At 73.2% G+C, this 21,140-nt stretch carries 17 protein-coding genes; 7 read left to right on the top strand and 10 right to left on the bottom strand.

Features of this window, described 5'->3' with window-relative positions:
* Positions 1 to 104: 104 nt before the first annotated feature.
* The gene (locus ABD335_RS28560; protein ID WP_344328687.1) at positions 105 to 1,067 is read left to right on the top strand and encodes a zinc-binding dehydrogenase; all 963 of its coding nucleotides are present in this window, start codon (positions 105 to 107) and stop codon (positions 1,065 to 1,067) included.
* A 36-nt stretch (positions 1,068 to 1,103) separates the two neighbouring features.
* On the opposite strand, the gene ABD335_RS28555 is transcribed toward ABD335_RS28560, so the two are convergent.
* The 8 genes from ABD335_RS28555 to ABD335_RS28520 all read right to left on the bottom strand — a co-directional run bounded on the left by ABD335_RS28555 (position 1,104) and on the right by ABD335_RS28520 (position 10,834).
* The gene (locus tag ABD335_RS28555) at positions 1,104 to 1,709 is read right to left on the bottom strand and encodes a hypothetical protein (protein WP_344328685.1); all 606 of its coding nucleotides are present in this window, start codon (positions 1,707 to 1,709) and stop codon (positions 1,104 to 1,106) included.
* A 32-nt stretch (positions 1,710 to 1,741) separates the two neighbouring features.
* The gene (locus ABD335_RS28550; protein WP_344328683.1) at positions 1,742 to 2,791 is read right to left on the bottom strand and encodes a PadR family transcriptional regulator; all 1,050 of its coding nucleotides are present in this window, start codon (positions 2,789 to 2,791) and stop codon (positions 1,742 to 1,744) included.
* Position 2,792: 1 nt separating this feature from the next.
* Positions 2,793 to 3,695, bottom strand: coding sequence for a DUF4097 family beta strand repeat-containing protein (locus ABD335_RS28545; protein ID WP_344328681.1), 903 nt, complete (start codon positions 3,693 to 3,695; stop codon positions 2,793 to 2,795).
* Between the two features lie 146 nt (positions 3,696 to 3,841).
* On the bottom strand, positions 3,842 to 4,018 hold the full coding sequence (locus ABD335_RS28540) for a DUF6104 family protein (RefSeq protein WP_344328938.1): 177 nt from the start codon (positions 4,016 to 4,018) through the stop codon (positions 3,842 to 3,844).
* A gap of 155 nt (positions 4,019 to 4,173) precedes the next feature.
* Positions 4,174 to 7,986: a multifunctional oxoglutarate decarboxylase/oxoglutarate dehydrogenase thiamine pyrophosphate-binding subunit/dihydrolipoyllysine-residue succinyltransferase subunit gene (locus tag ABD335_RS28535; RefSeq protein WP_344328679.1), complete on the bottom strand. Its 3,813-nt coding sequence runs from the start codon at positions 7,984 to 7,986 to the stop codon at positions 4,174 to 4,176.
* A gap of 233 nt (positions 7,987 to 8,219) precedes the next feature.
* A complete protein-coding gene (locus ABD335_RS28530; protein ID WP_425583779.1) occupies positions 8,220 to 9,311 on the bottom strand; it encodes a HAMP domain-containing sensor histidine kinase in 1,092 nt (363 codons plus the stop codon).
* Entirely contained in the window at positions 9,308 to 10,075 is a 768-nt protein-coding gene (locus tag ABD335_RS28525) for a response regulator transcription factor (protein WP_344328678.1), read from the bottom strand. The genes ABD335_RS28530 and ABD335_RS28525 overlap by 4 nt, the downstream gene beginning before the upstream one ends.
* Before the next feature lie 63 nt (positions 10,076 to 10,138).
* The gene (locus tag ABD335_RS28520) at positions 10,139 to 10,834 is read right to left on the bottom strand and encodes a spermidine synthase family protein (protein ID WP_344328676.1); all 696 of its coding nucleotides are present in this window, start codon (positions 10,832 to 10,834) and stop codon (positions 10,139 to 10,141) included.
* 171 nt (positions 10,835 to 11,005) lie between these two features.
* Between ABD335_RS28520 and lon the strand changes: the two genes are divergently transcribed.
* A complete protein-coding gene (lon, locus tag ABD335_RS28515; RefSeq protein ID WP_344328674.1) occupies positions 11,006 to 13,513 on the top strand; it encodes an endopeptidase La in 2,508 nt (835 codons plus the stop codon).
* A gap of 87 nt (positions 13,514 to 13,600) precedes the next feature.
* Here the strand turns inward: lon and ABD335_RS28510 are convergent, their stop codons facing one another.
* Positions 13,601 to 14,398, bottom strand: a complete 798-nt coding sequence (locus ABD335_RS28510; protein ID WP_344328672.1) for a protein phosphatase 2C domain-containing protein — start codon at positions 14,396 to 14,398, stop codon at positions 13,601 to 13,603.
* 439 nt (positions 14,399 to 14,837) lie between these two features.
* On the opposite strand from ABD335_RS28510, the gene ABD335_RS28505 reads away from it, so the two are divergent.
* The 5 genes from ABD335_RS28505 to ABD335_RS28485 all read left to right on the top strand — a co-directional run bounded on the left by ABD335_RS28505 (position 14,838) and on the right by ABD335_RS28485 (position 20,354).
* The gene (locus tag ABD335_RS28505) at positions 14,838 to 17,498 is read left to right on the top strand and encodes a sensor histidine kinase (RefSeq protein WP_344328670.1); all 2,661 of its coding nucleotides are present in this window, start codon (positions 14,838 to 14,840) and stop codon (positions 17,496 to 17,498) included.
* Positions 17,495 to 18,007: a roadblock/LC7 domain-containing protein gene (locus ABD335_RS28500; RefSeq protein ID WP_344328669.1), complete on the top strand. Its 513-nt coding sequence runs from the start codon at positions 17,495 to 17,497 to the stop codon at positions 18,005 to 18,007. The genes ABD335_RS28505 and ABD335_RS28500 overlap by 4 nt, the downstream gene beginning before the upstream one ends.
* A complete protein-coding gene (locus ABD335_RS28495) occupies positions 18,004 to 18,393 on the top strand; it encodes a DUF742 domain-containing protein (protein WP_344328667.1) in 390 nt (129 codons plus the stop codon). Before ABD335_RS28500 ends, ABD335_RS28495 begins: the two co-directional genes overlap by 4 nt.
* Before the next feature lie 19 nt (positions 18,394 to 18,412).
* Complete coding sequence (locus tag ABD335_RS28490; RefSeq protein ID WP_344328665.1) at positions 18,413 to 19,018, top strand: GTP-binding protein; 606 nt, start codon at positions 18,413 to 18,415, stop codon at positions 19,016 to 19,018.
* Between the two features lie 97 nt (positions 19,019 to 19,115).
* Positions 19,116 to 20,354: a styrene monooxygenase/indole monooxygenase family protein gene (locus ABD335_RS28485; RefSeq protein WP_344328664.1), complete on the top strand. Its 1,239-nt coding sequence runs from the start codon at positions 19,116 to 19,118 to the stop codon at positions 20,352 to 20,354.
* 81 nt (positions 20,355 to 20,435) lie between these two features.
* On the opposite strand, the gene ABD335_RS28480 is transcribed toward ABD335_RS28485, so the two are convergent.
* Positions 20,436 to 21,119 (bottom strand): coiled-coil domain-containing protein, encoded by a 684-nt coding sequence (locus tag ABD335_RS28480; protein ID WP_344328662.1) that lies wholly within the window; start codon positions 21,117 to 21,119, stop codon positions 20,436 to 20,438.
* Positions 21,120 to 21,140: the final 21 nt, after the last annotated feature.

Below are 21,140 nucleotides of genomic sequence, written 5' to 3'. Positions count from 1 at the left end.
CGCTCGCGCCGTGCCGTGCCGTGGCGCACCGCCTCGCGGGTCGCGGCGTGCGTCACACCGGCGCCCGGTTCCCCCCGGCTCCCGCGCGCCCTAGGGTTCTGATCATGTTTGCTGCCTATGCCGCGCGCATCGACCGCGACCAACCGCTGAACGGACTCGAACTGGGCGACCGTCCGGAGCCGGACGTTCCGCCGAGCTGGACGACCATCGACGTCAAGGCCGCGTCCCTCAACCACCACGACCTGTGGTCCCTGCGCGGGGTGGGCCTGGGCGAGGAGTCGCTGCCGATGATCCTCGGCTGCGACGCGGCCGGGGTGGACTCCGACGGCAACGAGGTCGTGCTGTACTCGGTGATCGGCGCGACCGGCCACGGGGTCGGGCCGCGCGAGAGGCCCTCGATCCTGACCGAGAAGTACCAGGGCACGTTCGCCGAGCGGGTGGCCGTGCCGCAGTGGAACGTCCTGCCCAAGCCCAAGGAGCTCTCCTTCGAGGAGGCCGCCTGCCTGCCCACGGCGTGGCTGACCGCCTACCGGATGCTGTTCACCAACGCCGGCGTGCGGCCCGGGGACTCCGTCCTGGTCCAGGGCGCGGGCGGCGGTGTCGCCACGGCGGCCATCGTGCTGGGCGCCGCGGCGGGCCTGCGGGTCTTCGCCACCAGCCGCGACGAGGCCAAGCGCAAGCGCGCCGAGGAGCTGGGCGCCGAGGCCGCCTTCGAGAGCGGCGCCCGGCTGCCGCACCGGGTGGACGCGGTGATCGAGACGGTGGGCGCCGCCACCTGGTCCCACTCGGTGAAGTCCCTCAAGCCCGGCGGCACGCTGGTCATCTCGGGCGCGACCAGCGGTCCGAACCCGCCCGCCACGGAGCTGAACCGGATCTTCTTCCTGGAGCTGAAGGTCGTCGGCTCCACGATGGGCAGCAAGGAGGAGCTGGCCTCGCTGCTGAGCTTCTGCGCGACCAAGGGCGTCCGCCCGGTGATCGACACCGTCCTGCCGCTGGACCGGGCCCGCGAGGGCTTCGAGAAGATGGCGACGGGCGACCTCTTCGGCAAGATCGTCCTGACGGTCTGACGGTCCGGCCCGGAGTCCCTTCGCGGCGGCCGCCGGTCAGTGGCCGCCGCGAGGCTCCTGGCAGCCGCCCTCCAGGTAGGGGCCGTGGACCTCGATCCACTCGCCCTCGTCGTCCACGCCTCCCGAGACGCACGCGCCGTCCCTCAGGGAGACGGTGAACTCCGTTCTCCCGTCCGAGGAGTGGGACGCGGGCGGGACGGTGACGCTCTCCTCCCGGTGGTCCAGGGCGAGGAGGGCGGCGCGGACGGACTCCGGGTCCGTCTCACCGCGTTCGCGGAGCCTCTTCAGGGCCGGACGGATGCGATCGGCCGCGGCCTCGCCCGCACGCCGCTCCTCGGGTGACAGGTCGAGCTTCTTGCGGAAGGCGTTGTTCCCACCGTGGTGGGGCGCTCCGTCCGCGGGGACGCCGGGCTCGACGTACGGGCTCGCACCGGGGTGTGACGGCGAGGCGGACGCCGACGGGAACGGCGCGGCGGACGGCGCTGCGATGTCCGTGGCGCGCTCGGTGCCGCAGCCGGTGAGGAGGAGGGCGGCGGCCAGGAGCGCCGCGGCGGCCGGTCGGTGCGTACGGCCGCCGCGCGACGGTGCGGTCGGCGCGCCGGGTAACGGGGCCGGCGAGGCCGGTGAGGTCGACGAGGTCATGGGCAGACCCTGCCACAGCCGTCCTCGGGGCACTACTCCGGGCGCGGGGAGCGCAGCAGGGCGACGATGTGGGCCGCCGCCGTGGACAGGTGGCGGCGGGCCTCGCCCACCTGCTCCTCGCTGACCCCGTGGTCGCGGGCCGCGTCCCGCACGTCGTCGCGGAACCGGTCCAGCAGCCGTTCCAGATCGCGCTGCGGGTCGCCGGAGGAGGCGGACTCCGCAGCCCACTCCGGCGCCGGCGCGTCGGGGGTGTCGGTCGGGGCGTCGGTTCGGCTTTCGGAGGGGGCGCCGGACGTGAAGTACGGCGGCCAGGGCGTGGTGTGACCGGTGATCCGGCCCAGATTGCCCATCTGCCGGGCCAGTTCGGACACGCCCAGCCGCACCGCGCCCTGCCAGTCGCCCTGTTGGGCCCGGGCCTGCACCGACTGCACCTGCTCCTGGATCTGACGGGTGATCCGCTCGACCTCCTCCCGGGCGGCGTCCCGTGCCTGGCGGGCCTTGCGCGCCTGGACCCTGGCCTGCTGGGCCTCCTGCCGGGCGCGGCGGGCCTGCTCCTTCAACTGCTCCCCGGCCCGGCGCATCTCCTCCTTCGCCCTCCGCAGCGCCTCCTTGTCCCCCCAGGGACCCTGGAAGGCGGCCTCCCAGGCGGCCTCCCAGCCGTCCCAGCCGGGGAAGAACTCCTCGTCCCCGACGCTGCGGTTGCGCCGCGCCTCCTCGCGCACCTCACGGCGCAGATCGCCGGCCGCGCCGCTGACGTCCTCGCGGATGTCGGCGGCCAGGGCCGCCAGCGACTCGCGGATCTCCCGCTCCAGATCGGTCAACTCGGGCTGCCGGTCGGAGAGTTCGGCACGCCCGGCGTCGGTGAGGGAGTAGATCTTGCGACCGCCCTCGGTGGTGTGGCTGACCAGGCCCTCGGCCTCCAGCTTGGCCAGGCGCGGATAGACCGTGCCGGCGGAGGGCGCGTAGAGACCCTGGAACCGCTCCTCCAGCAGCCGGATCACCTCGTAGCCGTGGCGCGGCGCCTCGTCGAGCAGCTTCAGCAGGTACAGGCGCAGTCGGCCGTGGGCGAAGACGGGGGGCATGTCACACGTCCTTACGGAGGGAGGGCTCGGCCACGGGGACCGTGTCGTCGGGGGAGACGGGGGCGCCGCAGGCGCCGTCGTCGACCGGTGGGCGACGCAGCAGGGCGATCGAGCCGGAGACGGTGGTGGCCCGCAGCCGCCCGGTGCCCGCCCCGAGGGTGCCCGTGATCCGCTTGGCCCCCCACTGCCCGGAGATCCGGAGGTCCTCGAAGGCGCAGGAGACGGCACCGCCGGCGGTGTTCGCGTCGACCACGGTGTCGGCCGGGTGCGGCAGCCGGATGGCGATCTCGCCCGAGACGGAGGTGAGCCGGACGTCCGTGCTCCGGTCCTTCCGCACCGGGTCGAGGTCCAGCACGATGTCGCCGCCGACCGAGTCGGCCCGTACCGACGAGCCGCCGCCGTCGACGACCGTCAGGTCGCCGGAGACGGAGGCGAACCGCAGGTCGCCGGTCACCCCCTGCGCCTCGACGCAGCCGGAGACCGTCTCGGCCCGTACCGGGCCGGTCAGGCCCACCAGCGTGACGCCGCCGGTGACGCCGCGGACGTCCGTGCGGCCCTCGACGCCGGTGACGACCGCGTCGGCCCCGACCACCCCGACCTCCACCCGGACCCCGGCGGGCACGGCGAGCGACACGTCGGCGCGGCGCTGCGGGCCCTTGCGGTCGAGCAGGGTGAGGAAGCCCTTCCAGGGCAGGTCGTCGTACGCGACCGTGAGGGCGCCGTCCTCCAGCGTGACGGTCAGCGGAGGCCCGTCGAGGGCGCCGATCTCCAGCCGGGTGGCCGGGTCGTCGGTGCCGACGACGTTGACCGTGCCCCCCACGACACGGACCCGCAGCGTGTGAAGGGTCTCGTCGAGGTCGAGCCTGCGCGGCTCGCCCACGGACCACTCGGACCGGCCTGACACGACGGCCTCCCCTGCCTCGGCGTACGACGACATATCGCGTCTTCCAGAGAGACGATATATCGCGCTCGCGGGAAGTCAAGGAGACGTTCCGCCCCGCCCGCGGCGGAACGGCCGGGACGGGGCGGGGACGCTGCCGGACGGCGGGCTCAGTCGTCCTCGTCGTCCAGCCGGGCCAGCCAGGTGGCGAGCCGCTCCACGGGCACCTCGAAGTCCGGGTTGAGGTCGACGAAGGTCCGCAACTGCTCGGAGAGCCACCCGAAGGTGATCTCCTCGTCGCCACGCCGCTCTTCCAGCTCCTCGATGCCGCGGTCGGTGAAGTACATCGGTGCTCCCATGTGCCGGGGGTGTCTCTCCTCAGCTCAGCGTATGCGGGCGCGGAGGCGGTCTTCGCGGGTGGTGGGCGGTCGTCGGACACGCGGCGGGGCCCACCGCACGAACCGTGCGGTGGGCCCCGCCTGATCGGGCCGTCTTCCGGCCGTCAGAGGTCGAAGACCTCGTTCACGATCTGCTGCTGCTCGGCCTGGTGGCGCTTGGCCGAGCCGACCGCCGGGGACGAGGACGACGGACGCGAGACGCGGCGCAGCCGGTCCGCGCTCGGCGCCTTGCCGGACCCGATGAACACGTCCAGGTGGTCCACCAGGTTGAGCGCGATGAACGGCCAGGCACCCTGGTTCGCCGGCTCCTCCTGGGCCCAGACGATCTTCGTGGCCCCGCTGTAGCGCGCCATCTCCTCCTGGATCTCCTTGCCGGGCAGCGGGTAGAGCCGCTCCAGCCGGATGATCGCGGTGTCGGTCACGCCCCGCTTCCTGCGCTCCGCGTCCAGGTCGTAGTAGATCTTGCCGGAGCAGAAGACCACCTTGGTGACCTGGGCCGGGTCGACCGAGGCGTCACCGATGACCGGACGGAAGCCGCCGGAGGTGAACTCCGCCGCCTTGGAGGTCGCCGCCTTGAGCCGGAGCATCGACTTCGGAGTGAAGACGATCAGCGGCTTGTGGTGCGGGTTGTGGACCTGCCAGCGCAGCAGGTGGAAGTAGTTCGACGGCAGGGTCGGCATCGCGACCGTCATGCTGTTCTGCGCGCACAGCTGGAGGAAGCGCTCGATCCGGGCCGAGGAGTGGTCCGGACCCTGGCCCTCGTAGCCGTGCGGCAGCAGCAGGGTCACACCGGAGGTCTGGCCCCACTTCTGCTCGGCCGAGGAGATGAACTCGTCGACCACCGTCTGGGCGCCGTTGGCGAAGTCGCCGAACTGCGCCTCCCACATCACCAGCGCCTCGGGGCGGGCCAGGGAGTAGCCGTACTCGAAGCCCATCGCCGCGTACTCGCTCAGCAGCGAGTCGTAGACGTTGAAGCGGGCCTGGTCCTCCGACAGGTACAGCAGCGGGGTGTAGTCCTCGCCGGTGTTCTGGTCGATGAGGACGGCGTGGCGCTGGCCGAAGGTGCCGCGGCGGGAGTCCTGTCCGGCCAGCCGGACGGGGACGCCCTCCATCAGCAGCGAGCCGATGGCCAGGGTCTCGCCCATGCCCCAGTCGATCTTGTCCTCCTCGACCATCGCCATGCGGCGCTGGAGCTGCGGCAGCAGCCTGGGGTGGACGGTGATCCGCTCGGGGATGTTGACCTGGGACTCGGCGATCCGCTTGAGGACCTCCTGGCTGACACCCGTCTCCACCGCCACCGGGAACTCCGGCTGCGGCGCCTCGGGCTCCACCTGGACCGGGGTGGCGGTCGCCTCCCGGACCTCGGTGAAGACCTTCTCCAGCCGGCCCTGGAAGTCCTGGAGCGCCTGCTCCGCCTCCTCCAGGGTGATGTCGCCCCGGCCGATCAGCGACTCGGTGTAGAGCTTGCGCACCGAGCGCTTCTTGTCGATCAGGTCGTACATCAGCGGCTGGGTGAAGGACGGGTTGTCCGTCTCGTTGTGCCCGCGGCGGCGGTAGCAGATGAGGTCGATCACCACGTCCTTGTTGAACGCCTGACGGAACTCGAAGGCCAGCCGCGCCACGCGGACGCAGGCCTCCGGGTCGTCGCCGTTGACGTGGAAGATCGGCGCCTCGATCATCCGCGCCACGTCGGTGGCGTACATCGAGGAGCGCGCCGACTCGGGGGGAGCGGTGAAGCCGACCTGGTTGTTGATGACCACGTGCACGGTGCCGCCGGTGCGGTAGCCGCGCAGCTGCGACATGTTGAGGGTCTCGGCCACCACGCCCTGGCCGGCGAAGGCCGCGTCGCCGTGGAGCAGGACCGGCAGGACGGTGAAGTCGGTGCCGCCCTTGCCGATGACGTCCTGCTTGGCGCGGGCCACGCCCTCCAGCACCGGGTCCACGGCCTCCAGGTGGGAGGGGTTGGCGGTGAGCGAGACCTTGATCTCCTCGCCGTCCAGGCCGGTGAAGGTGCCCTCGGCGCCCAGGTGGTACTTCACGTCGCCGGAGCCGTGCATCGACTTCGGGTCGAGGTTGCCCTCGAACTCGCGGAAGATCTGGGCGTAGGACTTGCCCACGATGTTGGCCAGCACGTTCAGCCGGCCGCGGTGGGCCATGCCGATGACGACCTCGTCCAGCCGCGCCTCGGCGGCGGCGTCCAGCACGGCGTCCAGCAGCGGGATGACGGACTCGCCGCCCTCCAGCGAGAACCGCTTCTGGCCGACGTACTTGGTCTGCAGGAAGACCTCGAAGGCCTCGGCGGCGTTCAGGCGGCGCAGGATGCGCAGCTGCTCGTCACGGTCGAGCGAGGAGTGCGGGCGCTCGACGCGGTCCTGGATCCACTTGCGTTGCTTGGGGTCCTGGATGTGCATGTACTCGATGCCGGTGGTGCGGCAGTACGAGTCGCGCAGCACGCCCAGGATGTCGCGCAGCTTCATCACCGACTTGCCGGCGAAGCCGCCGACCGCGAACTCCCGCTCCAGGTCCCACAGGGTGAGACCGTGCTCGGTGATGTCGAGGTCGGGGTGCTTGCGCTGCTTGTACTCCAGCGGGTCGGTGTCGGCCATGACGTGGCCGCGGACCCGGTAGGAGTGGATCAGGTCGAAGACGCGGGCGGCCTTGGTGACGTCGTCGTCGTGGCTGGTGTCGATGTCCTTGAGCCAGCGGACCGGCTCGTAGGGGATGCGCAGCGCCTCGAAGATCTCGTCGTAGAAGTTGTCCTCGCCGAGCAGCAGCTGGTGGATGATGCGCAGGAACTCGCCGGAGGCGGCGCCCTGGATCACCCGGTGGTCGTAGGTGCTGGTCAGCGTCATGACCTTGGAGATGCCCAGCCTGTTCAGGGTGTCCTGCGAGGTGCCCTGGAACTCGGCCGGGTACTCCATCGCGCCCACGCCCAGGATCACGCCTTGGCCGGGCATCAGTCGCGGCACCGAGTGGACGGTGCCGATGCCGCCGGGGTTGGTCAGCGACGCGGTGACGCCGGTGAAGTCCTCCATCGTCAGCTTGCCCGCGCGGGCGCGGCGGACGATGTCCTCGTAGGCCTGCCAGAACTCGAAGAAGGTGAGCGTCTCGGCCTTCTTGATGGCGGCCACGACGAGCTGGCGGTCGCCGTTGGGCTTCACCAGGTCGATGGCCAGACCGAGGTTGACGTGGTCCGGCTTGACGAGGGTCGGCTTGCCGTCCTTCTCGGCGTACGAGTGGTTCATCGACGGCATCGCCTTGAGCGCCTTCACCATGGCGTAGCCGATCAGGTGCGTGAAGGACACCTTGCCGCCGCGGGCGCGCTTGAGGTGGTTGTTGATGACGATGCGGTTGTCGATGAGCAGCTTCACCGGGACCGCGCGCACCGACGTGGCGGTGGGCAGCTCCAGGGAGGCGTTCATGTTGCGGGCGACCGCGGCGGCCGGGCCGCGCAGCGGCACGTACTCCGCGCCGGCCTCCTGCTCCGCCTTGCCGGCGGCCTTGGCCCGGCCGGCCGGCTCGCTCTTCGCCGGGGCGGCCTGCGCCGGCGGCGCGGCGGCGGGCTCGGCGGGCCTCTTCTCGGGCGCCGGGGCCGGGGCCGGGGCCGCCTGCGCGGCGGGCGCGGCCTGCGCCGGGGCCTGGGGAGCCTGAGGGGCCTGGGGTGCCCGAGGGGCCTGTGGCTGGGCCGTCGGCTTCGAGGCCGTGGGGGCCGCGGCTCCTCCGGCGGCCTGTCCCGGCTTGTAGTCGGCGAAGAAGTCCCACCAGGCTCGGTCTACCGAGTTCGGGTCCTGGAGGTACTGCTGGTAGATCTCGTCGACGAGCCACTCGTTGGCGCCGAAGCCGGCGGAGGGACTCTGTCCCTGCCCGTCCTGCTTGGTCGTGGGGGAGCTCGAAGTCTTGGGGGCCTGTGGCGACACGGCGGCAACCGCCCTCTTCCGCTTACCTGTGTTGGTGGACAGCAGAAATACAGGCTACGCCCCCCCGCGCCGTTCGGTGCAGTCGGCATGGGTCGGCGTCGCCTAAGTCACATCCAGTGATGCGTTTCGACGGGTTCTATGGCGGGAAACACACCCGGTTCCACGGAATTTGGCACGGCCGGACCGCGGAACGGGTCCCCGGCCCGCTCCTTCGGAGCCTGCCTCTTCGAACCCTACGTCAACTCCGCTCCGGACGAGTCGCCGGGAAGTGTGACAAGAATCCGGCAGCCACGCGGGGATTCGGCCACGCGGATCCGTCCGCCGTGCAGATCCACCGCCCAGCGCGCGATGGCCAGCCCCAATCCCGTGCCGCCGTCGCCGCTCTTGGCCGAGGCCGAGCGGTCGAAGCGCTCGAAGACCCGCTCGCGGTCCGCCTCGGGGATGCCCGGACCCTCGTCCAGCACCTCCAGCTCCAGGCTCAGCCGGGCCCGTCCGGGCCGGGCCCGCACGGTCACCCGGCCGTGGGGCGGGCTGTGTTTGACGGCGTTGTCGATCAGGTTGGCGACCACCTGGTGCAGCCGCTCGGTGTCCGCGTACGCGACCAGGCCCGAGGGGGAGACGTCCAGGTGCAGGTGGACGTCCGTGCGGGAGTGCCCCTGGCCCTTGGTCATGTTGGCTTCCTTGAGCACGCCCGACAGGTACGGCCAGACCTCGAAGCGCCGGGCGTGCAGCGGCACCACGCCGTTGTCGAGCCGGGACAGGTCCAGCAGGTGCTCCACGAGGCGGCCCAGCCGCTCGGTCTGCTTCAGGGCGGTGTCCATGGTCGCCGGATCGGCCTCCGAGACCCCGTCCACCACGTTCTCCAGCACCGCGCGCAGCGCCGCGATGGGGGTGCGCAACTCGTGGGAGACGTTGGCCACCAGCTCCTTGCGGTGCCGGTCGGCGGCCTCCAGGTCGGCGGCCATGCGGTTGAAGGTGTCGGCCAGCTCGCCCAGTTCGTCCCGGCGCTCGACGCGGACCCGCCGGCTGTAGTCGCCGCGGGCCATCGACCGGGCCGCGTCCGTCATCTCGTCCAACGGCTCGGCCAGGCCGTGCGCCACGAACTGGGTGACCACCAGCGAGGCGATCACCGCGAGCAGGGCGATCACCCGCAGCTCGATCGCCGAGTAGAACGCGACGATGGTCAGCACCGTGGTGATCGCCACGGTGACGATCACCAGCGCGCCCAGCGCGGCCTTGACCGAGCGTCTCGGGTCCACGGGCCGCAGACCCTCCCAGAGCCTCCCCCACAGGGACCGCCGGCGGCTCACGCCCGGCTCGCTCAGGCCCAGTCGGAGGCCGGTGCGGGGGCCTCCAGCGCGTAACCGACGCCGTGGACGGTGCGTATCCGCTCCGCGCCTATCTTCCGGCGCAGCGCCTTGATGTGGCTGTCGACCGTGCGCGTCCCCGAGGCGTCCGCCCAGTCCCACACCTCGGCCAGGAGCTGCTCGCGCGAGAGCACCGCGCGCGGCGAGTTGGCCAGGCAGACCAGCAGGTCGAACTCGGTCGGGGTGAGGTGGACGTCCTTGCCGGAGACCCGCACCCGGCGCTGCGCGTGGTCGATCTCCAGCTCGCCCAGCCGCAGCGTGCCCGAGCGGGGCGAGGTCGCGGCGATCGTGGCCCGCTCCACGCGGCGCAGCAGCACGTGGACGCGCGCGACCAGCTCCCGCATGGAGAAGGGCTTGGTCATGTAGTCGTCCGCGCCGACCCCGAGGCCGACCAGCATGTCGGTCTCGTCGTCCCGGGCGGTGAGCATCAGCACCGGCACCGGCCGCTGGGCCTGCACCCGGCGGCACACCTCCAGGCCGTCGAAGCCCGGCAGCATCACGTCCAGCACCAGCAGGTCGGGCTGCCAGACCTCGGCCGCCTCCACCGCGGCCGGGCCGTCCCCGGCCGTCCTGACCTGGAAGCCCTCGGCGCGCAGCCGTACGGCGACCGCCTCGGTGATCGTCGGGTCGTCCTCCACGACCAGGACCCGGCGCTGGGCGCCCGGGGTGGCCGCCGCGGGGGTACCGCTGCCGTGCGTCTGCGTCGTGCTCCTGTGGTCCATATACGCGCCTCAGCCCTGCTGTTCGGTTTCTGGGAGCAGCGTAAAGGGCGGCCGTGAGGTGCGCTACGCCGGTCGGGTGGCGAGGTGGACCGCGTCCGGGACGCCTCGGGCGACGGGTATCTCTTCGGTGCGCACCCGCACGAAACCGGCATCGCGCAGGGTGTCCTCGAACGCCGGGGACGGCCGCGCGGACCACACGGCGAGCACTCCGCCCGGGGTGAGCCGCCGGGCGCAGGCGGCGAGGCCGGCGGGGGAGTAGAGCGAGCCGTTGTCCTCGGTGACGGTCCAGTCGGGGCCGTTGTCGACGTCCAGGCACAGCGCGTCGTACGGCTCGCCGTCGCCGGCCAGGTGCGCGGCCAGGTCGGCGTGGACGACCTCCACGCGCGGATCGGCCGGCGCCCCGGCGGTGATCGCGTCCAGCGGCCCGTCGCGGTGCCAGTCGACGACCGCCTCCTCCCGCTCCACCACCGTGATCCGCCCCCAGCGCGGCTCGGCCGCCGCCTCGGCCAGGGAGAAGCCGACGCCGAGCCCGCCGATCAGCACGCCGGGCGCGGGACGGGGGCCGTGGGCGTCCAGCTCCCGGAGCGCGGCGCGGACCAGCAGCCGCTCGGAGCGGCCGTCGGAGGTGTCCATCAGGAAGCAGCCGTTGGCGATGATCTGGAACAGTCCCCCGTGCCGCCGCAGCACCACCTCGCCGTGGGGGCCCACACGGCGGTCCAGGACACGGGGTCGCTCCACTGTCTCCCGCGGTGACGACATGCGCCCATCCTGCCGGCGGGCGCCGGGAGGGCGCGACGGAAAAACGGGGAGCGGGCCCGGTCACCGGGCGATCGCTCAGAGCGAACATGTGCCGGGGAACACAGGCGCCCGGCCGGGCATTGAACAGACATTGAGTCTTCCTAGCTCAATTTGCCTGCCGAGGGAGAGATCATGGCTCTGTCGCCCACAACGCTCACCCTGCCCGTGCTGCCCCTCGACAACGAGGTGGTGCTGCCCGGGATGGTGGTGCCGCTGGACCTGTCGGACTCCGAGGTGCGGGCCGCGGTGGAGGCCGCCCAGTCCGCCGCGGGGAGAGACGGCGAGAGGACGGCGGGGGGCGGGGAACGTCCGCAGAAGACCCCGGAGAAGGGGGAGAAACCCCGGGTGCTGCTGGTGCCGCGGGTGGACGGCACCTACGCGGGCATCGGCGTGCTCGGCCGCGTGGAGCAGGTCGGACGGCTCGCCGACGGCGACCCGGGCGCGTTGATCCGCGGCCTGAGCCGGGTGCGGATCGGCGCCGGCACCACCGGGCCGGGTGCCGCGCTGTGGGTGGAGGGCACCGAGATCGAGGAGGTCCCCTCCGGCCCCGACGGCAAGGCCCCCAGTCCCGGCGCGGTCGCCGAGCTGGTCAAGGAGTACAAGGCCCTGGCCACCACCTGGCTGCGCAAGCGCGGCGCCTGGCAGGTCGTGGACCGCATCCAGCAGATAGACGACGCCGGGCAGCTCGCCGACAACTCCGGCTACAGCCCGTTCCTGGGCGTCGAGCAGCGGGTGCGGCTGCTGGAGACCGTCGACCCGGTCGAGCGGCTGAGGCTCGCCACGGGCTGGCTCCGGGACCACCTCGCCGAGCAGGACGTCGCCGAGGCCATCGCCAAGGACGTCCAGGAAGGCGTGGACAAGCAGCAGCGCGAGTTCCTGCTCCGCCGCCAGCTGGAGGCCGTCCGCAAGGAACTGGCCGAGCTGAACGGCGAGAGCGGTGACGAGAGCGACGACTACCGGGCCCGGGTGGAGGCCGCGAACCTCCCCGAGAAGGTCCGCGAGGCCGCGCTCAAGGAGGTCGACCGGCTGGAGCGCACCTCCGACCAGAGCCCGGAGAGCGGCTGGATCCGCACCTGGCTGGACACCGTCCTGGAGATGCCCTGGAACGAGCGGACCGAGGACGCGTACGACATCGCCGGCGCGCGCGCCGTCCTGGACGCCGACCACGCCGGGCTGGACGAGGTCAAGGAGCGCATCGTCGAGTACCTGGCGGTCCGCAAGCGCCGTGCCGCGCGTCGGTCGGACCCGTCCGGCGCGTCCGGCCGGGACGGCGACGCGGGGGAGCGGACCGGCGGACGGCGGGCCGGCGGCGCCGTGCTCGCCCTGGTCGGCCCGCCCGGCGTCGGCAAGACCTCGCTCGGGGAGTCCGTGGCCCGCGCCATGGGGCGGAAGTTCGCCCGGGTGGCGCTCGGCGGCGTCCGCGACGAGGCCGAGATCCGCGGCCACCGGCGCACCTACGTCGGCGCGCTGCCGGGTCGGATCGTACGGGCGGTCAAGGAGGCCGGCTCGATGAACCCGGTCGTCCTCCTCGACGAGATCGACAAGGTGGGCAGCGACTTCCGGGGCGACCCGGCGGCCGCCCTGCTGGAGGTCCTCGACCCCGCGCAGAACCACACCTTCCGGGACCACTACCTGGAGGTGGAACTCGACCTGTCCGACGTCGTCTTCCTCGCCACGGCCAACGTCCTGGAGGCCATCCCGCAGCCGCTGCTGGACCGCATGGAGCTGGTGCGGCTCGACGGCTACACCGAGGACGAGAAGGTCGTCATCGCCCGCGACCACCTGGTGCCCCGGCAGCGGGAGCTCGCCGGGCTGGCGGCGGACGAGGCGACGATCGAGGAGGCCGCGCTGCGCAAGTTGGCCGGGGAGTACACCCGCGAGGCCGGCGTGCGCGACCTGGAGCGGTCCGTCGCGAGGGTGCTGCGCAAGATCGCCACCCAGCACGAGCTGGGGGAGCGCGAACTGCCGTACACCGTCGGCGTGGACGACCTGCGTCCGCTGATCGGCCGCCCGCACCACACCCCCGAGTCCGCCCAGGACCCGGCCGAGCGGCGCACGGCGGTGCCGGGCGTGGCCACCGGCCTGGCGGTCACCGGCGCGGGCGGCGACGTGCTGTACGTCGAGGCGTCGCTGGCCGACCCGGAGACGGGCGGCTCGGGGTTGACGCTGACCGGGCAGCTCGGCGACGTGATGAAGGAGTCGGCCCACATCGCGCTCTCCTACCTGCGCTCGCGCGGCGCCGAACTGGAGCTGCCGGTCGGCGACCTGAAGGAGCGCGGCGTCCACCTGCACGTCCCGGCGGGGGCCGTGCCCAAGGACGGCCCGAGCGCGGGCATCACCATGACCACCGCGCTGGCCTCGCTGCTGTCGGGCCGTCAGGTCCGCCCGGACGTGGCGATGACCGGCGAGGTCTCGCTGACCGGCCGGGTGCTGCCGATCGGCGGGGTGAAGCAGAAGCTGCTGGCCGCGCACCGGGCGGGGATCACCACGGTGATCATCCCCAAGCGGAACGAGCCGGACCTGGACGACGTGCCCGAGGAGGTGCTGCGGAAGCTGGACGTGCGCCCGGTCTCCGACGTCCGCCAGGTCCTGGAGCTGGCCCTGACCCCGGCCGAGGCGGACCTGCCCGTCGCGGCCTGAGCGCCGCCCGGACAGCGCTCCCGCGGCCTTCCGCCGCCCGGCGGGCCCCGCGGCCCCNNNGGCCCGCCGGGCGGCGGGGCGCGGGCGTCAGAACTCCACCAGCACCGCCGTCGCGTCGTCGTGGACCTTGCCGCGCGGGAAGGCCGTGCCGGCGCGGTCGGCGGACTCGGCGGCGCGCACCCGCGCGATGAGCGAGCGCGGTCCCTCCTTGCGGAGCACCGCCATCAGCGCGTCCCAGTCGCCCAGGCGGAAGGTCTCCGCCCAGCGGGTGACGCCGTCGCTCAGCGCGGCCAGCGCGCGCACCCGCTCCCGCGGCACGGCGCCGGTCACGGCCCGGGAGGCCACCGCGGGGTCGGCCGCCGCGGTGAAGAAGCCGCCCTCCGCGTTGCGCAGGCCCTCCAGGTACGCGGCGCGCTCCGCCGGCGGCAACGCCCGTGCCGCGGGCCGCAGTTCGTCCAGCCGGGGGTCGAGGACGGGGATCACGGAGCCGTCCGCGTCCTCCACCAGCAGCGCCGAGTCGGAGAGCACCAGGTGCTCGACGGTCGACTCGTCCCAGCGCGCCATCACCACGGTTGCCTGCGGCGTTCGCACGTGAGAAAGGTCACATCGCGGACCGTGCGCGCGGGCCGTCCGTTCGATGGCCTCCGCGAGGCACTCGGCCGGCGTCATATCCCGCCGCGAACCGGACAGTTCGAGCAGCGCCCCGCCGAGGCGGGCCACGTACCAGGGCACATCGTGCTCGCAGCCCACGTCCTCCGGCGGCGGAGTCACCCCGTCCAGCACCACCAGCGCTCCGCCGCGTCCAGCCGCAGGTAGGGCTACTGACGCGTAGTCCTCGTTGGGGATCCGCGGGCTGCCGGGCTCGCTCGCCATCTCGATCCGCATGGGGCCAGTCTGCCGGAGGGGCCGCCGGGGCGGCGGGCCGGAGTCGGGCCGGAGTCGAACACCGTCGGACGTCGTCGCGGCTCCGGCGGGCGTCGGCGCGTCACCGCCGTGGCCTGCGTCCTTCGCCGGAGTTCTGCCGGAATGAGAGATTCCGAGGGGATGGGGGCGAGCATCTTGCCAAAACCCCAGGCGAATTTCCATCCCCTGCCCGGCGTGTGGTCAAACCACCGACCGGACCGGAGTTGTTCGGCAACTCCCTGGTGATGTTCACTCCTTCGAGTGGCCCGGCACAGGGAACCGCTCCACCTCTCGCGGCAGCGCTGGAAAGGTCGGTCGCCGCAGATGAGCGCGGACGGACGCGGTACGGTCCCTTGCCGCACACGTTGGACTGTCGCGTTCCGGGCAGGACCGGGACGGCGGAACGAGATTGCGAGCGCGGGTGGGGAAGAAGCGACTCCGGGGCAGCCGGCAGAACCAGCAGGACACCACGGTCTCCACGGCGACCTCCACGGTCTCCACGTCCGCGCGCAGGGCACGGGTGCGCAACCGGCTGCTGGTGTCGGTCACCCTGTGCGCCGTCGCCGTCCTCGCCGCGGGCGCGCCCGGAGTGGCCACCGCCTCCCGTGATCTGACGGAAGCCCAGCGGCTGGTCGACCGCGCCGACCTGGGCCGGCGCGCCGTCTCCCTCTCCCACGCCCTCGCCGACGAGCGAGACGCCGTCGTCCGCCGCACCGCCGCGGGCGCCGCCGCCGGCGGCGAGGGGCTCTCCGAGGCGGAACGCGCCCGCGTGGACAGCCGGATCCGGGAACTGCGCGCCGACGCGCCCGCCGGCGTACGGCGGCTGCTGGACGAGTTCCCCGACGTCCGCGAGCGGGCCCTGACCGGGCGGAGCGACGCCGAGGAGACCTACGACGCCTACACCCGGGTCATCCAGGCCCTCGGCGGCATCACCGCCGCCACCACCCGCGCCCTCCCCGGCCGGGCCGAGAACGCGACGGCCGACGCGCTCCCCGACCTCGGCCGCGCCGTCGAGCAGGCGTCCGCCGCCCGCGGGCTGCTGCTGGCCGCGCTCGCCGCCGGAGGCGCACAGCCGGAGCTGACCGCGGCGGGCCAGCAGGCGCACCTGCGCGAGCAGGCGGCCCTCGCCGACTTCGAGCAGACCGCGCGGGCCGCCGACCGCGACGCCTACGACAGGACCGTCACCGGCACCGACGTCACCCTGGCCGAGCGCTACCTCGCCCGCCTCACCGACCAGCCGCGGCTGGACTCCCGGGACCTGGCGCTGAACCGCGCCCGCGTCGAGACCTCGCTCAACGCCCGCGTGGACCGCATGCGCAGCATGGAGTCCTCGCTGGCCGTCGCCGAGGTGAAGCGGCTGAGGACGCTGCGCGACGACGACCTCACCGCGCTGGAGCTGCGCATCGCCCTGCTCGGGGTCTGCCTGCTGCTGACCGTCGGCATCAGCGTGCAGACCGCCCGCTCGATGACCCGGCCGCTGGCCGTCCTCCGGCTCGGCAGCCGGCGGGTGGCCGCCGACCCGGTGGCCGAGGAGCCGGTGGCGTACAAGGGACGCAACGACGAGTTCGCCGACGTCGTGCGCGCGGTCAACCGGTTGCGGGAGGCCGCCGTCGCGCTCCACGAGCGCGCCGGCGACGCCGAGGCCAAGGCCGTCGAACTGGCCGCCGAGCGCAAGCGGCTCCAGCGCGAGTACGCGGCCCTGGCCGAGCGGCTGGAGGGCGGGCAGGGCGTCTCCCACAACACGTTCGTCCACCTCGCGCTGCGCACCCTGGGCCTGGTGGAACGGCAGCTCGCCGTCATCGAGAGCATGGAGCACGAGGAGAAGGAGCCGGAGCGGCTCGCCACCCTCTTCAAGCTCGACCACCTCGCCACCCGGATGCGCCGCCACAGCGAGAACCTGCTGCTCCTCGTCGGGGCCGAGCACGCCACCGGCCAGGTCGAGCCGGTGCCGCTGCTGGACGTGCTGCGCGCCGCGATCAGCGAGGTCGACTTCTACGAGCGGGTGGAGCTGACCGGACTGCCTCCGCACGCCCAGGTCGCCGGCCCCGCCGCCGACGACGTCAGCCACCTGATCGCCGAACTCATCGACAATGCCATGGCGTTCTCCCCGCCGGAGGACGAGGTGCGCCTCTCCGGCTGGATGCTGGAGAACGGCGGGATCATGCTCTCCGTCCAGGACGAGGGCATCGGCGCGACCCCCGAGCGACTGGCCGAGCTCAACGCCCAGCTCGCCGGGGAGTGCGTCGGGGACTCGGAGGAGGACGGCACGCTGGGCATGGGCCTGTACGTGGTGGCCCGGCTCGCCGCGCGGCACGGGATCAAGGTGGAGCTGCGCGCGCAGAAGCAGGGCGGCATCGCCGCGGTCGCCATCCTGCCGCGCGCCCTGCTGCCGGACCGCCCGATGCCGGGCGCGAGCGCGAAGACCGCCGCGGGCACGGTCCCGACCCTGCCGGGGACGGTCGCCGAGGCCAACGGCAACGCGCTGCCGACCCGCAAGCCCCGGGCGGGAAGCGCGGGGAGCGCGGCGGCCACGCCGGCCGACGGTGGCGCCGAGACCGCTCCGGACGCCGGGGCCTCCGAGTCCGTCGAGGAGTCCGAGGAGCCCCGGGAGTCCGGGAGGTCCGAGGAGGCTCGGAAGCCCGAGGAGGCCGAGCACACCAGGGAGCCGGAGGACACCGGGGCGGCGGCCCGGGAGGCCGAGCCCGCCGAGCCCGCCGAGCCCGCCGGGAACGAGGGGGACGCCGGACCCGCCGGGTCCGCCGAACCCGCCGAGCACGGCCGGACCGAGGACGAGGCGCCCACGCCGGGTCCCGTCGCGGAGGAGGAAGCCGCTCCCGCCGGACGGACCGTCACCGCCAAGGGGCTCCCCAAGCGGACGCCCCGGATCGTGCCGACCGGTACCGGAGTCCCCCGCCCCCGCACGGGCGGGCTGAAGGCCGAGGAACTGCGGCGTCGGCTCGGCGGCTTCCAGCAGGGCGCCCGGGCGGGCCTGCGGGACGCGGAGGCCCAGATCGCCGAGGAGGAGAGCGGCCGAGCGAAGCCGACCGGTACGGGTGGCACTGTTGAGGAGGCACGGAAGTGAACGCGCCCACCACCGCACACACGCCCAGCAAGGAGGCCCGCAACCTGCGCTGGCTGCTGGCCAAGCTGGTCGACGAGGTCCCCGGCGTACGGTCCGTCGCCGTGGTGTCCTCCGACGGACTGCTCCTGCTGTCCTACGACCCGGACGGAACCGCGGAGTCCGGAAGTGACCGGGCCCGCGGGGAGGAGGGGAAGCGGGCGGGGAGCGGCCCCAGGGGCTCCAGCGCCGACCTGGCGACCATCGTCTCCGGCCTCGGCTCCCTGACCCAGGGCGCCGCGAAGCTGATGGACGGCGGCCCCGTCAAGCAGACCGTGGTCTCGATGGACGAGGGCAGCCTGTTCGTGATGTCGATCAGCGACGGCTCGCTGCTCGGCGTCCACGCGGCGCCCGACTGCGACATGAGCGTCGTCGCGTACCACATGGCCCTCTTCGTCGGCCGGGCCGGGCACGTCCTCACCCCCGAACTCCGCACCGAACTGCGCGCGTCGATCGAGGAGACGGACCAGTGACTTCCAGCAGCCCCCTGCCCGTGCGCAAACCCGCGCGGGTACGCCCGTACTCCCTGACCGGCGGACGTACCCGCTTCGGCCACGTCCTGCTGGTGGAGACCCTCGTCGGCGCCATCGAGGCCCCCGAGGAGCACCGCGAGCTGACCTCGGGCGGCCTGCGCGACCGCGTGATGCCCGAGATGAGGGCCATCGTCGAGCTGTGCCGCCGGATCCGGTCGGTCGCCGAGATCGCCGCCCGTCTGCGGATGCCGCTGGGCGTGGTGCGCGTGCTCCTGAGCGACCTCGCCGACCAGGGACGCATCCGGGTCTACGGCACCGGATACGACAACGACCGTCCCGACCGTGCACTGCTGGAAAGGGTGTTGGGTGGACTTCGCAGGCTCTGACACCGCAAGAGACACCACCGTGAAGGGTTCCGGAGAGACCGCCGAGGAACTCCTGCCCCTGTCGGAGGAGCGCGACCGCGCCCCCATCTCCGTCAAGATCGTGGTGGCCGGGGGCTTCGGCGTGGGCAAGACGACCTTCGTCGGCTCGGTCTCCGAGATCGAGCCGCTGACCACCGAAGCGGTGATGACCCAGGCGAGCGAGGACACCGACGACCTCACCGCCACCCCGGAGAAGACCACGACCACGGTCGCCATGGACTTCGGCCGCATCAGCCTGGAAGCCGACCTGGTGCTCTACCTGTTCGGCACCCCCGGCCAGCGGCGGTTCTGGTTCATGTGGGACGACCTGGTGCGCGGCGCGATCGGCGCGGTGGTCATGGCCGACACGCGGCGGCTGGAGGACTGCTTCCCGGCGCTCGACTACTTCGAGAGCTGCGGCCTGCCGTACATCGTCGCCGTCAACCACTTCGAGGGGACGACGTACTACGAGCCCGAGGACGTGCGCGAGGCGCTGTCCATCCCGGCCCAGGTGCCCGTCCTGGTCATGGACGCGCGCAAGAGGGACACGGTCGTGGACTCGCTGACGGCGCTCGTCGGCCACGCGCTGGACCTCACGCCCGCCTGATCCGGCGGCCCGCTCCGGCCGGTCGGTGCCCCGGCCGGGACACCGGCCGGGACCCGATCCGTTCCACCACACCCAGGCACCTCAGGGGAGATCCGCCATGCGGAAGATACTCATCGTCGGAGCCGGCCAGTCCGGCCTCCAGCTCGCGCTCGGCCTCCAGGCGCACGGCTACGAGGTCACCGTGATGTCCAACCGCACGGCGGACGAGATCCGCGGCGGCCGGGTCATGTCCACCCAGTGCATGTTCGACCAGGCCCTCCAGCACGAGCGGGACCTGGGGATCAACTTCTGGGAGAACCAGAGCCCGAGGACCGAGGGCCTGGGCGTCTCGGTCGCGGGTCCCGACGGTTCGCGCGTCGTCGACTGGCTGGGCCGGCTGGACGGCTACGCGCAGTCCGTGGACCAGCGCCTGAAGATGGCGGGCTGGATGGAGACCTTCGCCCAGCGCGGCGGCCAGTTGGTCATCCACGGGGCGACGGTCTCCGACCTGGACTTCTTCTCCCGCACCTACGACCTGGTGCTCGTCGCGGCGGGCAAGGGCGAGCTGGTGTCGATGTTCGAGCGCGACGCCGCGCGCTCCCCGTACGACAAACCGCAGCGCGCGCTGGCCGTCGCGTACGTGCACGGCCTGGAGCGGCGCCCGGAGCACCCCGACACCCTGGCGGTGCGCTTCAACCTGGTGCCGGGCGTCGGCGAGCTGTTCATGATCCCCGGCTACACCCTCTCCGGCGCCTGCGACATCCTGTTCTGGGAGGGCATTCCCGGCGGCCCGCTGGACGTCTTCCAGGGCGTCAAGGACCCCGCCGAGCACCTGTCCCTCACGCTGGAGCTGATGGAGCGCTTCACGCCGTGGGAGTACGCGCGGGCCACCAAGGTGGAGCTGACCGACGCGGGCGCCACGCTCGCGGGCCGCTACGCGCCGACCGTCCGCAAGCCGGTCGGCCGGCTGCCCTCGGGCGGCGCGGTGCTGGGCGTGGCCGACGTGGTGGTGGCCAACGACCCGATCACGGGCCAGGGCTCCAACACCGCCTCGAAGTGCGCCGCCTCCTACCTGGCGTCGATCCTGGAGCGGGGCGACAAGCCGTTCGACGAGGAGTGGATGCAGGCCACGTTCGACCACTTCTGGGAGACGACGGCCGGCTACGTCACCAAGTGGTCGAACGGGCTGCTGGCGCCGCCGCCGGAGCACGTGCTGAAGCTGATCGGCGCGGGCATGGAGCACCAGGCGCTGGCCGACCGGTTCGCGAACGCCTTCAGCGACCCCTCCGACCTGGAGAACTGGTTCTTCGACCCGGAGAAGGCGGAGGCCTACCTGGCGAGCCTCGCCTCCGACTGATCCCGATCGGGCCGGCCCGACCGGGTCCGGCCCGTCGAGTGAGCCCGGTGAGCCCGGTGGTCCCGTACCCGGCCGCCGGGCTCATCCGCCCCCGGGCGGCGCCTGCGCCGACTCCAACCGGCGCAGGCGGTCCAGCTCCGCGTCGGTGAGCGAGGCGAGCAGCCGCTGGACCTCCGCCAGGCGCCGCTCGGCCTCGTTCCGCTGCCGCTCCCGCCGCGCGGCGAGCGTCTGCCGGCGGTCCAGGGCGCCGCGCGCCCGGGACGCCAGGTCGGCCAGCCGCCGTTCCTCGGCGGACAGCCGCTCGGCCAGGGCGGTGCGGCGCGCCGCCATCCGGTCCAGCGCCCGCCCGTACTCGAACACCGCCCACACCTCCCGCGCGTCGCGGCCGAGCAGCAGCCGCAGGTGGGGCGGGAAGGTCCCGACGCCCCGGTACTGCCGGCGGGCGATCCGTCCGGCCTCGTCGCGCGCCGCGTCCAGCCGGACGCGGGTGTCGGCCAGCCGGTCCTGGAAGCGGGTGACGCGCGCCCGCTGCGCCGTCAGCTCCCGCTCGGTCGCGCGGTACGCCTCGGTCGCGGCCTCGCCGCGCCGGTGCAGGTCCCGCAGCCGGGTGAGGAGTTCGCCGACGGGCTCGCCCCGGGAGACGGCGCCGGCGGGCTCCGGCGGCACGGCGGTGCCGGCCGCGGCGAGCACCAGGGCGAGCACCAGGACGGCCAGCACCACCGCCGCCCGTGGGAACCACGTGGAACAGCCCCGCGCCCCTGACACCGCCTCACCTCCGTGCCGTCC

It is taken from the genome of Streptomyces macrosporus, assembly GCF_039533145.1.
GTDB classification, from domain to species: domain Bacteria; phylum Actinomycetota; class Actinomycetes; order Streptomycetales; family Streptomycetaceae; genus Streptomyces; species Streptomyces macrosporus.
Note: the sequence above shows the minus strand (reverse complement) of the source record. Positions and strands in the feature narration are given on the sequence as shown.

Bases quoted from the DNA above. Each gene is read 5' to 3' on its own strand.
- lon (WP_344328674.1), top strand. From the start codon at position 11,006: ATGGCTCTGTCGCCCACAACGCTCACCCTGCCCGTGCTGCCCCTCGAC.
- ABD335_RS28560 (WP_344328687.1), top strand. From the start codon at position 105: ATGTTTGCTGCCTATGCCGCGCGCATCGACCGCGACCAACCGCTGAAC.
- ABD335_RS28550 (WP_344328683.1), bottom strand. From the start codon at position 2,791: ATGCCCCCCGTCTTCGCCCACGGCCGACTGCGCCTGTACCTGCTGAAG.
- ABD335_RS28510 (WP_344328672.1), bottom strand. From the start codon at position 14,398: ATGCGGATCGAGATGGCGAGCGAGCCCGGCAGCCCGCGGATCCCCAAC.
- ABD335_RS28485 (WP_344328664.1), top strand. From the start codon at position 19,116: ATGCGGAAGATACTCATCGTCGGAGCCGGCCAGTCCGGCCTCCAGCTC.
- ABD335_RS28525 (WP_344328678.1), bottom strand. From the start codon at position 10,075: ATGGACCACAGGAGCACGACGCAGACGCACGGCAGCGGTACCCCCGCG.
- ABD335_RS28540 (WP_344328938.1), bottom strand. From the start codon at position 4,018: ATGTACTTCACCGACCGCGGCATCGAGGAGCTGGAAGAGCGGCGTGGC.
- ABD335_RS28520 (WP_344328676.1), bottom strand. From the start codon at position 10,834: ATGTCGTCACCGCGGGAGACAGTGGAGCGACCCCGTGTCCTGGACCGC.
- ABD335_RS28555 (WP_344328685.1), bottom strand. From the start codon at position 1,709: ATGACCTCGTCGACCTCACCGGCCTCGCCGGCCCCGTTACCCGGCGCG.